The organism is Pseudomonas sp. USHLN015 (assembly GCF_037153275.1).
Classification (GTDB): Bacteria; Pseudomonadota; Gammaproteobacteria; order Pseudomonadales; family Pseudomonadaceae; genus Metapseudomonas; species Metapseudomonas tohonis.
In genome coordinates, this window is the sequence record NZ_JBBCKP010000006.1 from 415,957 (window position 1) to 431,818 (window position 15,862).

Genomic DNA, 15,862 nt, shown 5'->3' on the forward strand with positions numbered 1-15,862 from the left:
GTGGCCGCGACGACGGATGACGAATTGTGGCGCGAAACGCGCGAGGCGGGAAGGCGCGGGCGGCGCTCGAAAGGCGCCGCCGGGCGGGCGGTTCAGTTGATCGGCGTGGCGGTGAGGTTGGCGCGGATATCGGCGTTCTGCAGCTTCACCCCGTACATGGAGGTGACGGCGCCGCCGGTGGGGTGCACGTGCTGGATGCGGTCGATGTCCACTTCCTTGAAGTGGATGCGGCCGTTGACCGCGAAGCCCAGCGGGTCGGGGGTGACGACGGTGCAGGTGCCGCCGTTCTTGGTGCAGACCTTGGTCGGCGCCACGTCGAGGTTGAGGTCGGCGTTCAGGCCGTAGGTGTTGGCGTTGGGGTCCTTGGGGTTGCCGTCGGAGGTGTAGAAGTTATCCACGACCAGTTGGCTGCCGGTGCCGTTCACGCCATTGACGCGATCGGTCTCGAGGATCACCTGGTTGCGCTTCTCGTCGGTGGCCACGCCATTGACCGAACTGTCGATGGTGGCGTCACGCACATAGACGTTCTTCAGCTTGACCGAGACGCCCTCGTTGCCACGGTCTTCCCAACGGCCACCGCTGGCGGAGCAGGCACCCGCGGTGGAACCGCTGCCGCCGACGCAGAGGGCGCCGGCACCGCCAGAGCTGAGCGCCAGGGTGGAGCCCTGCTCGTAGCGCTTGAGCACCAGGCGGCCGAGGCTGGTGCCGGTGGCGCGGTCGCCCCAGCGCAGGTCGGCGACATCGAGGTTGGACCAGTAGGTGCCCTTGCGCAGCTCGACGCCGTTGTTGCTGACATCCACCGAGCCGTCGCGGAAGTGCATGTCGTAGCGGGTGCCCGATAGCCACAGGCCCTTGCCGGTCTCGTCCACGGTGATGGCGGCGCGGGCATCGGTGATGAGGAAGTCGGCGTTGTAGCTGATGCCCGAGCCGCTGCTGCCGCCCGGCTGCAGGGTGAGCTGGCCGTTGAGGGTGAAGTCGTAGGCGGGGAAGATTTCCATCAGCACCAGCAGCTCGGTGCCGCCCTGCAGCGGCGCGGTGGCGCTGCCCACGCGCAGGCCATCGAAGCTGTAGCTGCCCTTGACGTTGTTCAGGCCCAGGCGCAGGCCGTCGAAGTGGCCGTTGTAGCTGCCCTTGCTCATGTCGCTCTGGGTGCCGGCGTAGCACGAGGTGGACGCGCCGGCCACGCAGCTCCTGGTGATGTCCAGGGTGACCTGGCCGGTGCCGTTGGTGCGCAGGCCGCTGAACCACATGCTGTTGCCGTTATCGGTGAGCGAGACCGAGCTGTTGGCCATGTTCCAGCTGAGGTCGGCGGTGATGCCCTTGAGGCCGGAGTTGGGGTCACCGCCGGGGCGCAGCTTGAAGACGTTCTTCTTCGCGCCGTCGTCGACGAAGTTGAGGTCGATGCCCAGGCTGCCGAGTTTCTGGTTGGTCGGGTTGCCGATGATCAGGCCGCCCAGGGTGGCGTTGAGCTTGAGGTCGGCGAAGGCCACCTGCACGAAGCTGCCGTTGCCATCCTGCATCAGGTCGAGGGTCAGGCCGGCGAGGCTGCGCAAGGTGCCGGAGAAGTTCTCGGCACGCAGGATGCCTTCGTCCTGGTACTGGAACAGGCTGTTGACGATGTTCACGTCCGGCCGGATGCGCAGGCCCGAGCCGCTGGCGCCGCCGCTGGAGAGGCTGACACTGCCGCCCAGGCGCAGGTCCATGTCCAGCTTGCCGAAGCTCTTGCTGGCGTTGGGGTCGCGCAGGTCCGGTGCATCGGGCGTCGCCGGCAATGCGCTGGGGTCGCCGTGGGCGAGGTCGAGGCCAATGCCGTTGATGGCGGCGACGAAGCGCGAGTTGCCGAGATCGAGCCGCACCGCCTGGCCATCACCACCGCTGACGATGTCGATGTAGGCGTTGTTCAGGTAGGCGTCGAGGCTCATGCCCTTGACGATCAGGTCGAAGCCGTTGTCGCGGTAGTAGAAGGTGACGTCGGAAAGCGAGAGCCGGCTGTCGTCCACCGAGATGCCGGTCACGCCGCTGGCGCCGCCGCCCTTGATCTTCAGGGTCGCGCCCAGGGTGTAGAAGGCGCGCAGGGCACCGAAGCTCTTGCTGCTGCCGCCCATCTCGATGTTGTTGACGCTGAGCGCCTGGGCGCTGCTGGCATGTTCGATCTGCAGGCGCTGGTTGACCACGTCCACCTTGGTAGTGGAGGTGATGCTGGCGCCGCTACGTGGCTGGTTGCTGACACCACGCAGGTTGAGGCTCTGGCCGTCCTCGCTGTAGCTGATGTTGCTGGCCGACCAGCCGGCGCTGGTGGTTTCCAGGCTGATGCCGTCCTGCCCGGTGACGTCGGACAGCGCCGTGTCATCCAGCGCCTGCATGGCCTGGGCCAGGGGGCTGAGGAGTACCGCGAACAACGCTACTGCACGCATCGCCTGCTCCTTTTATTTGGGGAAAATCAGCACGCTGCCCTGCATGCGGATGTCACCGTCGATCTTCGCCGAGAAGATGTTGGTCTGCTGGAAGGTGGCGTCACCGCCGTTGGCCGCGGTGCCCACCTTGTTGCGCCAGCCGCCCTGGTTGGCGACGGCGAAGGCGAAGCTGCCGTCCTTGAAGCGTACGTTGTTGGGCAGGCCCAGCTCGATCACGTCCTGGTTGAAGCCGGCGGCGCTGTCGTTGATCAGCCGGGTGCGCAAGGTCAGCCCCTCGAAGCTGAACACACCCTTGAGGTTGTCCAGCACGTACCAGCCGCCCGCCGCCTCGGTGCGGATGGCGATGCGCATCCCGCAGCTTTCCGGCGTGGCGGCGCCGGCGGTGGCGCAGCTGCGCTCGCCGATGGCCCATTGCGTGGCGTTGTTGGTGGCTGGGGTGCTCCAGAGCACGCCGCCGCCCTTGTTGATGCTGAACTCGCCGGAGAGATAGACCCCGCCCTGCCCGCTCGTGGCACTGAGGTCGGCGTCGGCCATGGGCTTGAGTTCGGCCTGCGCACAGCCGGCGGCGAGCAGCAGGACCAGGAAGAGGAGCCTAGAGGTCATGGCTGGTCACCTTCAGGTAGTTGATGCTGAGGCCGCCGATCTCGTTGTAGCCGAAGTTGTACCCACCGGTGCTGGTGTTGCCGCTGCCGACTGTCAGGTTGTTGATGACGATGCTGGTGCGCGGTGCGTTGGCGTAGAAGTCGTCCGCCAGAGCTTGCCGCTGCGCAGCGGTGGTACCGGATGCCGTCGGGCTCTGCAGTTCCAGTACGAACTGACCATTGCTGGTGGCATCGAACAGCAGCGGCTGGCTCTTGCCATAGCCCAGGGCGACGGTGGCGTAGGCGCCGCTCATGAAAAGGGTGCGGTCACGCTGCTGCTCGGCGGTGGTGCAGTTGGCGCTGCCGGCAGCACAGGACATCAGCTGGATGCTCTTGGCAAACAGGTTGATGCGCATCTCGCCGACCATCTGGCTCTTGGCCTTGTCGCCCCAGAGGCGCAGGTAGGAACCGTCCATGGCCAGCTCGGCGATGTCCAGGTTGAGCACGTCGGTGCGCCCGGCGGCCACCTGGAAGTCGAAGCGGATGCCCAGGTCGACCTTCTCCGTGGCGCGGCTGGAGCAGGTGTTACCGCCAGTGGAGTAGCCGCTGATGCAGGCCGAGCCGCCGGTGGTGAGGCGCTCGGGGAACATGAACTCCAGCACCGAGACACCGTTGGGCGTTGTCTGCACCCACTGCCCGGCATCGTTGAGGGTCCGCAGGGTTTCGCCCCGGGCCAGGTTGAGGGCGAAGGGGTGGTCCAGCCGGCCGATGGTCACGGGGTTGAGGTTGGCGCCCTTGTTGCTGCCGATAGCACCGAGATAGAACTCCTTCACCGCAATGGGTACGTTCTGCCCATTGCCGTTGTTGATGTCGTTGAGGGTGATGGTTGCGTTGTTGGCGTCCAGCAACACCTTGTCCAGCACGAAGCCGATGCCGGCACCATCGACATTGGACAGTTCGGCATCATCCAGAGCCTTCAGCTCCGCCCGGGCTACCGAAGCCGACAGCAAAGCGAGGACAACAATCGAAGTCTTGAACATGATCAGCACCCCGAAGTAGCTGACCCCAGGCAGGTGTCCTTGCGCGGAATACCGTTCAGGGCCTGCTCGAAGTCGAACTTGATACCCGCAACCATGTCACCGTTGGCGTTCTTGTACTTCGGAATGTTGAGGAAGGCACCCGCTACCGCGGTGACCAGTGCGTTGGTGTCAAGGTCGCGCCATTGGGTGTCCTTGAGTTGCACGGATATGAAGACTCCTCGCGCGGCTTGATCCATTCCGGCTGCCGCCGTGTTTCCAATATCCAATGACTTGAACTGGCTGAGGTTGAAGCATGTGGTGATGCCGATAATCTGGCAGCCGCTTGAAGGGAAAGCCGTCAGTAACCCTCCAAGCAAATTGCAATTGGAAATGCACTGCACGACCGCCCCATCCTTCAACCCTGCCTGTGTGGCACGGACCGAATCAGGCGTGCCATTGCTGACCAATTCCGCTTCAGACTTGATGATCGAGTTGTCATTGACCGTGGCACCAAGCAGCAGCTTCTGGAAAAAGTTGGCGCTGTCCAGCAGCGGCTTTGCCTTGCCTTCAAGGTCAACAGCCACCTTTCCGGTCAGATGGGAGATATCACCGGAAAGTACACCTTTCGCCTCGGCGAAACCGATACGTACACCGACGACCTTGTTCCCCTCGTACGCCAACTCGAAGTACGGATCGACGATCTGGAAAGGATTGATGGTGTCGTTGGGCCCTACGGTGCCCAGCGCGAAGTTGTTGATCAGGATGTCCGAGCTCTTGGACTCCCCAGGACGGCTGTAGCCGCCCAATTCGAGCTTCTTGATATTGAGCTGGGTGTCGACCTTCACTCCGAAATTGACACGGGTGTAGTTCACCGCCCCTGCCGCATCGGTTGTCAGGTTGATGAACGCCTGCCCAGTGACGTTGGAAAGCTCCGCATCATCCAGAGGCTCCATGCGTGCATGGACCGAGGTGGCCAGGAGGCTGGCGGCGAGCACGAGGAAAAGGCTTTTGGCGGGACTGCGGGTCAGGCGCATGGCGAGTTCCCTCTTTCTTATAGTTATGGCCGAGCACTGGCGGCTCGATTCCGTGATGCCACTATAGGGAAGCACCTGCCATTGCGGCCCGACCCATAGGCGGGAAAAAGGTGGGATTTCGGCGTTTGGTCCTGGGGTTGCCGCTGCGGTTGTTACCCAAATCCACACCCTCGCCTGCCAACCCCAGCTTCGGAATGGTCGAGCGAGGCGATCACCACGACACCGTTTCCGCCAGCCTTTGGATAGCTGGGCGCGAACAGGGGCAACTGCTCAACTGCCGGCTCCCGACAACAAGGAGTCGTTGCAATGCTGAAAAATCATGCTCTTTCTGCCGCTCTCATCTCGCTCGCCCTCCCGCTCATGGCGGTCGGCGCCGATGCTCCGAGCGAATTGGAGCGCCACATCAGCTACATGAAGGGGGTAACGGGCCCTGTTGTGCCCGCAAGACAACAGGCAAAGCTTTTTGGACGGCAGGCCTCGACGACGCCACTCAGCGGCACACTGACAGCTGGGAAGCTCATTACATACGACGCGGTCAACTACACCGCCTATAACGAGGAGCCAACGGATACGACCACCTTCAATATGGTGATGGCTGGTTACTCCTCCTCCGGCCCTGCCCTTGGCTCATTGAGCCCCGAGCTAACCGGGGTAACATCGGTGGCGTTTGCCCGGGTAGTCAAGTTGTTCAACACCGCGCCGTTTCCAGAAGCGGACCTGATGTGCAATTTGTTTCTAACATCCGCCAACCTGGTGCAGGGTTTGAATATCGACGGCACCTACCTCGCTCTCACCCAGATAGGGTCGTCGGTTAAAAGCGGAACGACCTACTACGACTACGCTGCGGTTGCGCTGGATAAGGTCTCGCCCGACTACCCTCAATACTTCCTCGACGAGCACGCTTTCTGCAGCACCTTCGAATCGTTCAACAGCACCTACCCCAATGGCTCCACCATGCCGCTGACCCTGATCCCCTGAATCACCGGAACCGCCTCCGCAGCTGCGCATGGGGTCACTCCACGCGCAGCTGCTTCGGAATTTCCTTCACCCGTCCGACAAGTGACCATCCTCGTCAGATTGCGACCGCTCTAGAATGTCGAGTGTGAGCTGGAGCACGCTTCCGGCCCCATTCCAAGCCCTTGAATTGACTGGCATGTTTTCTGCCTTGCTACACGGCAGATGCCGTATTGACCGAGTCCATGAACGCCAACTCCAAAGCCGATTCCGATTCACACTGGGACGAATTGCAGAACCAGAGCGACCTCGCCTGGGACCTGGATGCCATCACCGACCGCCAGCAGGCGATCGACTTCCTGCTGCGCTTCGAAAACCGCCTGTGCGTCTACTCCGGCTATGTCGAGAAGCTCTACAGCAACTACAGCTTCGTGGTGCCGGAGGAGGAGCATGGCAGCATCACCATCCTTCCCGACGAGCAGGCCTGGCACGACACCTTCAACGAAATCCCGCCCGAGGCGGTAGAGCCCACCGGCATCCACATCCTGCCCGGCGAGACCATGGGCTATTCGGGGCTGTACCTGAAGATCCCCGGCGAGCACCGCCTGGCCGCCTCCCGCGAGCTGCCGTTCCAGGAAGGCCTGAAGCTGCTGATTCAGCGCTACCAGGCGAAGAACGACCACTTCCTGCCGGTGCTGGTGAAGGGTGACCTGCGCGAGTACGAGGCGCGCATGCCCTCGCTGCACCTGCACCGCATCAATACCGAGCGCCTGGGCCATACCTCGCAGCTCAACGTCAATGCCATCAAGGCCGCCATCGCCGATCACCTGATCGGGCTGTTCCGCCAGAGCTGACCCCTCCCCAGGCCCGGGTGCCCAGCGGACTCCCGCATTCGTGGGCATCACCTGGCCGGGCAACCGTTTCACCCGGCACGCCGCCATGCGAACCAGCCGTCCTTTGATCAGCTCGGGCTGAGTCGAGCCGGCGGTCATGCAGTACAATCGCGTCTTTTTCCTCAGGCAGGGACCGTCTCCCACGATGATCGAACCCAAACGCGTTTTGCGCGCCCTCGCCGAGCACTGGGCGCTGCTGGAGCCGCTGTGCGAGCGCTTCGACGCCGGCACGCTGAGCCTGGCCGAATTGCGCCTGCAGCTCGGGGCCCAGTTGCCGGAGGGCACGCCCATGGACATCACCGCGTTGCTCGACCAATGGATCCGCCTGGACATCCTGGTGCCGGTGGCCAAGAGCCCCAACCGCTTCGAGCTGAACGCCCAGATCCACGATTTCCTCGCCTACCTGCGCCGTGAACACCGCCTCGGCCTGTGCCTGGAGATCGAGGCCTACCTGCGTCACCTGGAGCGCCTGGCCGGCTACATCCAGGAAGCCTTCGAGATCCGCGACGGCAACGACCTGGCGCGCCAGCTGCGCCTGCTCGACATGCGCGTGCGCGATGTCTTGAAGAAGCTCGACAACGACGAGCAGGCCCTGGTGGCCGTGGCCGAACGGGCCAAGACCAGCGACCGGCAGATCCCGCTGCGCCAGCGTTATGCCGAGGTCCTGGCGACCTGGGATGAATACGTCGAGCCGATGATCCAGCTGGTTTCCGCCGATGGCGCCTTCGAACAGGGCGTGCGCCGGGTCGAGCAGGTGCTGCTCAAGCTGCTCGGCGAACAGCAGCGCCTGGGCCAGTTGGTCGACGACGACCTGCTGCTGCGTACCCATGCGCGCATCCTGGAGATGCAGACCACCGCCCAGCTGACGCTGCGCAAGGCCCGCGAACTGCTGCTGCCGTTGCGCGAGGAAGCGCGCCGGCACAACGCCGTGACCCGGGGCGCCGCCCTGGCGCTCTCGGTGATCCGCAAGAAGGGCCTGGACGCCGTGCCCCAGTCCGCACTGCCGCTGTTCACCCGGCCACAGAGCACCTTCCTCGGCAGCGCCTCGCAGGTGGAAGCCTACGTCTACGCCCTGGCGCGTTTCGAGCCCAAGCCCGCGCACTTCCCCAAGGCCTCCGCTGGCCGTCGTGGCGAAGCACCGCGTGCACCGCGTACCGCCCGGGAAATGATCGACCGTTGCGAACAGGCCCTGCCTCTGCCGGACCTCATGGCCTGGCTGCTGGAGCAGGAGCCGGAAGGCGCCACCGACGAGCTGCTGTACTGGTTCTCCCGCCTCTCCCGCGAAAGCCGCTTCCAACGCGACCGCCTGGAACGCCGCGACTACCTCACCGCGGAGCATCAGGTCAGCCTGAGCTCCTTCGCCCTCATCAAGAGCGAAAAACATGCATCTTAATCTCACCGAAATGACCCAGCTCTCGGCCATCTTCCGCGAGCTGTTCAAGGGCTATCACCTCTCGCGCAGCGAGCCGGAATGCTACGCCCAGCTGTCCACCATGCAGGACCAGTACCGCGCCCTGTTCAAGGCGCTGGGCTTCGAGCTGGTGTGCGACCCGCGCGGCTTCTACTACTTCGTGCCCGAGCAGATGGGCGCCCAGGTGAACAAGACCGCCCAGCGCCTGGCGCTGTTCACCTTCATCCTCGTGGAGCACCTGGCCGACCAGGGCCGTGACCCGCTTTCCGTGCTCGATGGCGGCTCTATCGGTCGCGACGAACTGCCCGCGCTGCTGGAGAAATACCGCGACCTGTTCCTGCAGGCCGAGGTGACCACCCATGAAGAGCTGGAGGAGAAGGTCATCCGCCGCCTGACCCAGCTCGGCTTCGCCGAGGACAGCAACGGCGTGTACCGCTTCCTGCCGCCCATGCACCGCTTCCTCGACGTGTGCCTGGCCGTGCAGCACGACCGCGACCTGGCCGCCAACCTGCACAGCAGCGACCTGGCCCTGCCGGCGCCGGTGCTGATGGACGACGACGGCGAGGAGCCGATCGTCTCGCTGGAGGTCGAGGAGCCGGCCGTCGCTGAATCCGAAGAAGACGCCCTGGCACGTGCCATGGCCGAAGAGCGCGCCGCGCAGGAGATGGACGCATGAGCCAGGAACGCTACGGCATCCGCCGCTTCGCCCTGCTGAACACCGCCGGCTACAGCCTCGGCCTGTTCCCGCTGGAAACCCCGCTATCGGTCTACGGCGCCAACAACCTGGGTAAATCCGCGTCGATCAACGCGCTGCAGTTCCCCATCCTGGCGCGCATGTCGGACATGAGCTTCGGCAAGTACAGCCTGGAGCAGTCGCGCAAGTTCTACTTCGCCACCGACACCAGCTACATCCTGGTCGAAGTCTCCCTGCCCCACGGCCCTCATGTGATCGGCGTCGCCGGCCGCGGCCCGGGCGGCGGCTTCGGCCACCAGTTCTTCGCCTACCAGGGCAGCCTGGACCTGGATCACTACCAGAAGAACGGCACCTGCCTGCGTCAGCGCGAGCTGTTCAACAACCTCGAGCGCGAAGGCATCAAGGCCTACGAGCTCAAGCCTGACGAGCTGCGCCGACTGCTGGTGGGCGGGCACACGTCCATCCCGCTGGACCTGACGCTGATCCCGCTGCGCTCGACCAGCGAACAGAGCCTGAAGACCTTCCGCTCGCTGTTCATCAACCTGCTGCACATGCGCGAGATCACCGCGGCCAAGCTCAAGCAGCTGTTCCTCGATGCCTTCGAGCACAGCCTGCGCTCCGGCAGCGTCGACTACATCGCCGCCACCGAGGAAGCCTTCCGCGACGTGCGCCGCATGGAGCAGGACTACCAGGCGCTGGTGGCCGCCGGCCCGCTGGTGGAGGCGCTGTCCAATGGCGTGGCCCAGCGCGAGATCCTGCGCGGCAAGCTGCATCGCCTCTCGCCCCTGCTGGATAACCTGCTGGGCACCTGGCACGACTACTCCGGTGCGCGCCGCGAGGAACTGGTGATCCAGGCCGAGCACTACCGCAACGAACAGGACGGCCTGCAGCACGAACAGCGCGGCGGCACCCAGGAGCTGATGCGCCTGGAGCGTGAGATCAGCGAGATCCAGCGCTGGCTCGGCGAGCTGGCGGTGCTGAAGAACCGCTTCGCCCTGGTGGACGACGTCAAGGTGCTGGAGCAGCAGCTGCTGGCCGCCAAGGACGCCCATGACGAGCTCGCGGGTGCCCTGGCGCAATCCCGCCAGTTCTCCTCGGAAGACCTGGACGAGCGCCTGCGTGACCTGGAGAAACGCCTGAAGTCGGTCAAGCAGCAGCTCGACCACGCCGACAACAACAGCTACTCGCGCCTGCGCGAGGAGTTCTCCCAGGCCGATGTCGACCGCCTGATGCGCCTGTTCAACGGCCAGTTGTTCAGCCTGCCGCTGGGTGAGAAAGGCATCCAGCTGGATGAGGAAGACGCCTGGGTGAAATCCCTGGAAGCCATCCTCGATCGCTTCAAGGGCGAGCACTTCCAGGTGCCCGGCCTGGATATCGACCTGTCCCACATCGAGCCGCCGGCCTTGCAGGCCCTGGCCGACCGCGCCGCCCTGCGCGACCAGAAGGATCGCCTGGAGCGCGAGCTCAAGCAGCTCAAGACCCAGCAATCGGTCGCCGCCGACCGTGCCGCGAGCAAGGCCCAGGCCGAGCAGCTGTACCAGGCCGTGCTGGATGCGCAGAAGGCCCTGGAGGACTTCCGCAAGACCCAGACGCTGTCCGCCGAGGAAGCCGGCAAGCTGGAGTTGCTGGCCCAGCGCGAAGCGGCGCAGGACGACCTGAAACGCTCCAGCGACGCCTTCACCGAACGCGTCCAGCAGCTCTCCGCCAAGCTGCAACTGGTGGGCCGCCAGCTCGCCGACCTGGAAGCCAAGGAGCGCACCCTGGAAGACGCGCTGCGTCGCCGCCAGCTGTTGCCGGCCGACCTGCCCTTCGGCACACCCTTCACCGACCCGGTGGACGACAGCATCGACAACCTGCTGCCGCTGCTCAACGACTACCAGGACACCTGGCAGGCGCTGCAGCGCATCGATGGGCAGATCGAGGCGCTGTACGCCCAGGTGCGCCTGAAGGGCGTGGCCAAGTTCGACAGCGAGGACGACACCGAGCGTCGCCTGCAGCTGCTGATCAACGCCTACGCACACCGCCAGGACGAGGCCCTGACCCTGGCCAAGGCACGCCGCGCGGCGGTCACCGACATCGCCCGTACCCTGCGCAACATCCGCAGCGACTACGACAACCTGGAACACCAGCTGGCGCTGTTCAACCGCGAGATCAACAAGCGCCAGGTGTCGAACCTGCAGAGCTTCCGCATCGTGCTGGCGCCGAACAAGGATGCGCTGCGCCACATCGACCAGATCATCCACAGCGCCGGCCAGTACGAGGAAGGCGAGACCCTGTCGGTGTTCGACCTGTCGCAATCCTCCGAGCAGGATGCGAAGAACGAGGAGGCCAAGGAGTACCTGGCACGCCTGGTCGCCGCCAACGGCAACCAACTGGGCCTGAAGGACCTGTTCGAGCTGGCCTTCGAGATCACCAAGGTGCATGGCCAGCCGATCATCCACACGGACATCGATGGCGCCGCGTCCAACGGCACCACCATGACCATCAAGGCGCTGACCAACATGTACCTGCTGCTGCACCTGATGGACCGCGAGCAGGCCGGGCGCATCCGCCTGCCCTACTACCTGGACGAGGCGGCGGACATCGACGAGCGCAACCAGCAGGCGCTGATCGAGACCAGCGCCCAGTTGGGCTTCACGCCCATCCTGGCGTCGGTGAAGCCGCAGGTTTCGGCCGACGTGGCCATCGACCTGGAAGGTGGCAGCGGCCCCAACGGCATCTACATCGACGAGGCGGACTGGAAGTTCATCAAGCGTCGCGAGCAACCCAGCCGGCAGGCACCTGCCGCGAGCGAGGAAGCCGAGCCGGCGTGAGTCGAAGCCGCTGAAAAGAAGAAGGGCCGCAGATGCGGCCCTTTTTTCATGCGGGGTGGATCATTTCTCGAGGGTGATCTTCGGCGCCCACTTCAGCCATTCCTCGTTGAGTTCGTCATGCAGGGCGAAGGTCTGCCCGGGAATGGCCGGTGCGCCCATCTGGTCGTTGTCCGGGGTGGCGAAGGCGATGCCACCCTCGATCAGCGCTTCCAGTGATTCGGTACGTACCTTCACGCCCTTGAACAGGCCGGCGTCGATGCCCACGCCGCTGGCGTTCCAGAAGCGCGTGCCGCTGCGCACCAGGGAGGCGTAGCGCGGTTCGATGAGGACGTGGATGAGGACGCGGTCGGCGGTCTTGCCCAGCTCGAAACGCACCACCTTGCCTACCGGCACTTCGCGGTAGCTGACCACCACGCCGGGCTTGATGGAGCCGCGGCGAGCGGTGCTGAGGACGATACGCAGGCCTTCCTCGCGGGCGATGACCGACGGCGGCTCGGTGAGCGCGGTGAAGGTGGTCTGCAGCGGCCCCTTGGCGGAGGCGGGCTGCACTTCCAGGTACTGGCCGCTGACCAGGGTGTCGAGGTTGGCGGTGCGCACCAGGCCGAGCTCGGGCTTGACCACCCAGAACTGGCTGCCGGCGCGGGCGATGCGGTCGGTGGCTTCGGTGATGCGCGCGCTTACCACGACGCCGGCCAGGTCATCGGCCAGGGCGATGCGTTCGACGCTGCCGACATCCAGCCCCTTGAAGCGCACCGGCGTGCCTTCGCGCAGGCCATCGGCCTGGGGCATGCGGATTTCGATCACGGTGCCCTTGCCGAGGGCGAGGTTCTCGTTGTCGTAGAGGGTGAAGCGGCGCGGCTTGGTCACCGGCGTGGCCTTGGAGTCGGGCGTGCTGAAGGAGATGCCGCCGGCCAGCAGGGTCTGCAGCGACTCGCTCTTCACCTCGACGCCCGAGAGGCCGCCCTTGATGCTGACGCCGCTGACGTTCCAGAAGCGGGTCGATTCGTTGACCAGCTTGGCGAACTCCGGCTCGATGTGGACGCCGACGACGACGCGCTGCTGGTCACGGGAGAGCTGATAGCTCTGCACGCTGCCCACGCGCATCTGCTTGTAGAGGATGGGGCTGCCGACATCGAGGGAGCCGAGCTTGTCGCTGGTGAGCACCAGGTGCAGGCCGGGGGCGTCGGTGTTCAGCGGCGGCGCCTTGGGCCGGGCGGTGAACTCGCGGGTGGGGGTGCCGCTCTTGGCGAAGCGCACGGCGATGTAGTTGCCCTTGACCAGGGCTTCGATGCCGCTGATGCCGGCGAGGGAGATGGAGGGTTTGACCGTCCAGAACTCGGTGCCTTCGACGAGGAACTCCTCGGTGCGCGGTTCCATGGTCAGCTCGGCGGTGGCGCCGGCGAAGTTCTTGTCCATGTCGAGCTTCTTGAGGGTGCCGACCTGGACGCCGTTGTACATCACCGGGGTGTTGCCCGGGTTGAGGCCGCTGACGTCTTCCATCCGCAGCATGACCTTGAGGCCGGCCTCGGCCGCCTCGAAGCCGTCGTAGAGGCGGAAGGGAATGGTGGAGTCGGTGGGCGGGCTGTCCTGGCGGTTCTCGGGCGTGGCGAAGGCGATGCCGCCGGCGGCCATGCTGAGCAGCGACTCGGTGCGGATCTTCACCCCGGACAGGCCGGCGGTGACGTTGAGGCCGCTGGCGTTCCAGAAGCGCGTGTGCTTGCGCACGAGCTGGGCGTAGGGCTGCTCGATGTGCACCTTGATCTCGACGGTGCGCTGGTCTTCGGCCAGTTGGTAGCTCTTCACCTGGCCGACCTGGATCTGCCGGTAGTAGACGGGGCTGCCCTGCTCCAGGGAGCCGAGGCGCTCGGCCTTGAGGGTGAGGTGGAGGCCGGGCAGGTTGTCGGAGAGCGGCGGCGGCTCGGACAGCGCGTGGTACTTGCGCTCGGGCTCGCCCTTCACCGGGTCGATGGCGATGTAGATGCCGGAGACCAGGGTCTCCAGGCCGGTGACGCCTGCGAGGGATACACGCGGACGCACGAGCCAGAAGCGGGTTTCCTTGCTCAGGTAGGGCTCGGCCTCCTTGAGCACTTCGACCGTGGCGACGACGCCATTGATGTCATCGCTGACGTGCAGGTCGGTGACCTTGCCGACCTGGATGCCCTTGTACATGAGCTGGGTCTTGCCGACCTGGATGCCTTCGCCGTTTTCGAAGTAGATCTTGATGTCGATACCGGCGTCGTTCATCGACTTCCAGCCCAGCCACAGGCCGATGCCCAGGGCGATCAGGGGCAGGACCCAGATGGCGGACCAGTTGGTGGTTTTCTTCGTCTTGGGCTTTGGCAGGTCAGCCATTCTCGTCGTCCATATCGGTGTTGTCCCAGATCAGTCGGGGATCGAAGGTTACTGCGGCGGTCATGGTCAGGACCACGACACTGGCGAAGGCGGCCGCTCCGGGGTTGGCCTCGATGCTGGCGAGGTTGCCGAAATTCACCAGCGCCACGAGGATGGCGATGACGAAGATATCGAGCATGGACCAGCGGCCGATCCATTCGATGAAGCGGTACATGAGGATGCGCTGGCGCGCCGACATCGGCTGGTGCCGCTGTACGGAATACAACAGCAACGCGATGCCGACGAGCTTGAAGGTGGGCACGAGGATGCTGGCGGTGAAGACCACGAGGGCGATGGGCAGCATGTCGGCGTGGATCAGCTCGATCACGCCTTCCATGATGGTGGAGGGCGAGCCGTTGCCGAAGAAGTTGACCGTCATGATTGGCAGTACGTTGGCCGGGATGTAGAGGATGGTGGCGGTGAGCAGCAGTGCCCAGGTGCGGATCAGGCTGTTCGGCCGGCGCTCGTGGAGGCGCGAGCCGCAGCGGGTGCAGCAGGGCGCGTCGTCGTCCTGATCGGGGCGGTTCAGCTGGTGGCAATCGCTGCAGACGAGGATGCCGGCATCAAGCGCTCTCACTGGCATGACCTCCGGCGTCGAGGGAGTCCCAGACCTGGTGCGGAGACATGGTCACTTCCAGCCAGACCTGGGACAGCAGCAGGCCGATGAAGCAGGCGAGGCCGATGCCCAGGTGCAGGTCGGCCATGTCGATCAGCTTGACGATGCTGACGAGGATGCCCATGAGGTAGACCTCGAGCATCCCCCACTCGCGCATGTGGTGGTACAGGCGATAAAGGTACAGGCCGAGCCCCTGCATCACCTGCCAGCGGATGCACAACAACACCACGAGCTGGCAGAGCAGCTTGAGCAGCGGGATGACCATGCTGCAGAGGAAGACCAGGACGGCCACGCCATCCATGCCGCTGTGATAGAGGCCGAGCACGCCGCTCCAGATGGTGTCCTGGGTGGTCTGGCCGAGCAGGTTGAGCTTCATGATCGGCAGGAAGTTCGCCGGGACGTAGAGCATCAGGGCCGTCAGAACGAGGGCAAGGGCACGGCGCTCCATATGGGCGCGGTGGACGATGATCTCGTAGCCACAGCGGGGGCAGCAGGCCTTGTGTTCCTCTTCGACGGGCTGGCGATGCATCAGCAGGTCGCACTCTGGGCAGGCAACCAACTCATCAAGGGGACGTTCGGACAACGGGCGGGGATCGGCCGAGTCAGGCATACAGGGGGCTCATGTGAATTCGCGCCTATTCTAGACGAGCGCAGCCGCAAAGGGTCTGTCTGACTGTGACCCGATTTGCCATTAACAGGTTCGAAACGGGCAGGAAGTGGTGATCCATTGGCATATCACCCTGACGTAGCCCGGACTTCACTTCGGGCCAGCAGAGAGATGGCTGGATTGGCTGCAGCAATGCTCATTGCCTGGCAGTCCTTCGGACTGCTTGGCGACTGAAGTCGCCCCTACAAGTCGCCCCTACTGCCGCGGCCACAAGTCGCTCACCATCTTTTCCGGCGCGCAAAGTCAAACCCCCGACCTTCTTGCGAAGATCGGGGGTTTGGTATAGGTGCTTGACGATGACCTACTCTCACATGGAGAAACTCCACACTACCATCGGCGATGCATCGTTTCACTACTGAGTTCGGGATGGGATCA

General features: G+C 64.6%; 12 protein-coding genes and 1 rRNA gene. 5 read left to right on the plus strand and 8 right to left on the minus strand.

Going from position 1 to position 15,862, the window contains the following annotated elements:
* Positions 1 to 92: 92 nt before the first annotated feature.
* Genes WFQ67_RS15120 through WFQ67_RS15135 form a run of 4 tightly spaced genes read right to left on the minus strand, consistent with a single transcriptional unit; the run spans position 93 to position 5,048 of the window.
* Entirely contained in the window at positions 93 to 2,414 is a 2,322-nt protein-coding gene (locus tag WFQ67_RS15120; RefSeq protein ID WP_337057355.1) for a DUF6160 family protein, read from the minus strand.
* A 12-nt stretch (positions 2,415 to 2,426) separates the two neighbouring features.
* The gene (locus WFQ67_RS15125; RefSeq protein WP_213626292.1) at positions 2,427 to 3,017 is read right to left on the minus strand and encodes a DUF6160 family protein; all 591 of its coding nucleotides are present in this window, start codon (positions 3,015 to 3,017) and stop codon (positions 2,427 to 2,429) included.
* Positions 3,007 to 4,035: a hypothetical protein gene (locus WFQ67_RS15130; protein ID WP_213626293.1), complete on the minus strand. Its 1,029-nt coding sequence runs from the start codon at positions 4,033 to 4,035 to the stop codon at positions 3,007 to 3,009. Before WFQ67_RS15130 ends, WFQ67_RS15125 begins: the two co-directional genes overlap by 11 nt.
* 2 nt (positions 4,036 to 4,037) lie before the next feature.
* Positions 4,038 to 5,048 carry a DUF6160 family protein gene (locus tag WFQ67_RS15135; protein ID WP_213626294.1) on the minus strand — a complete coding sequence of 337 codons (1,011 nt, stop codon included), beginning with the start codon at positions 5,046 to 5,048 and terminating at the stop codon, positions 4,038 to 4,040.
* A 306-nt stretch (positions 5,049 to 5,354) separates the two neighbouring features.
* On the opposite strand from WFQ67_RS15135, the gene WFQ67_RS15140 reads away from it, so the two are divergent.
* The 5 genes from WFQ67_RS15140 to mksF all read left to right on the plus strand — a co-directional run bounded on the left by WFQ67_RS15140 (position 5,355) and on the right by mksF (position 11,813).
* Entirely contained in the window at positions 5,355 to 6,026 is a 672-nt protein-coding gene (locus WFQ67_RS15140) for a hypothetical protein (protein WP_337057356.1), read from the plus strand.
* A 221-nt stretch (positions 6,027 to 6,247) separates the two neighbouring features.
* Positions 6,248 to 6,856, plus strand: coding sequence for a hypothetical protein (locus tag WFQ67_RS15145; protein WP_021220394.1), 609 nt, complete (start codon positions 6,248 to 6,250; stop codon positions 6,854 to 6,856).
* 184 nt (positions 6,857 to 7,040) lie between these two features.
* Complete coding sequence (gene mksB / locus WFQ67_RS15150; RefSeq protein WP_337057357.1) at positions 7,041 to 8,288, plus strand: Mks condensin complex protein MksB; 1,248 nt, start codon at positions 7,041 to 7,043, stop codon at positions 8,286 to 8,288.
* A complete protein-coding gene (gene mksE, locus WFQ67_RS15155) occupies positions 8,278 to 8,982 on the plus strand; it encodes an Mks condensin complex protein MksE (RefSeq protein WP_337057358.1) in 705 nt (234 codons plus the stop codon). Before mksB ends, mksE begins: the two co-directional genes overlap by 11 nt.
* The gene (mksF, locus tag WFQ67_RS15160) at positions 8,979 to 11,813 is read left to right on the plus strand and encodes an Mks condensin complex protein MksF (protein ID WP_213626298.1); all 2,835 of its coding nucleotides are present in this window, start codon (positions 8,979 to 8,981) and stop codon (positions 11,811 to 11,813) included. Before mksE ends, mksF begins: the two co-directional genes overlap by 4 nt.
* Before the next feature lie 60 nt (positions 11,814 to 11,873).
* On the opposite strand, the gene WFQ67_RS15165 is transcribed toward mksF, so the two are convergent.
* From WFQ67_RS15165 to rrf, 4 genes are all read right to left on the minus strand, one after another.
* Entirely contained in the window at positions 11,874 to 14,165 is a 2,292-nt protein-coding gene (locus WFQ67_RS15165; RefSeq protein ID WP_173172467.1) for a PqiB family protein, read from the minus strand.
* Positions 14,158 to 14,781 carry a paraquat-inducible protein A gene (locus tag WFQ67_RS15170; protein WP_173172465.1) on the minus strand — a complete coding sequence of 208 codons (624 nt, stop codon included), beginning with the start codon at positions 14,779 to 14,781 and terminating at the stop codon, positions 14,158 to 14,160. The genes WFQ67_RS15165 and WFQ67_RS15170 overlap by 8 nt, the downstream gene beginning before the upstream one ends.
* Complete coding sequence (locus tag WFQ67_RS15175; protein WP_213626299.1) at positions 14,768 to 15,430, minus strand: paraquat-inducible protein A; 663 nt, start codon at positions 15,428 to 15,430, stop codon at positions 14,768 to 14,770. Before WFQ67_RS15175 ends, WFQ67_RS15170 begins: the two co-directional genes overlap by 14 nt.
* Positions 15,431 to 15,775: 345 nt before the next feature.
* Positions 15,776 to 15,862 (minus strand): 5S ribosomal RNA (gene rrf / locus WFQ67_RS30400); the annotation flags it as partial.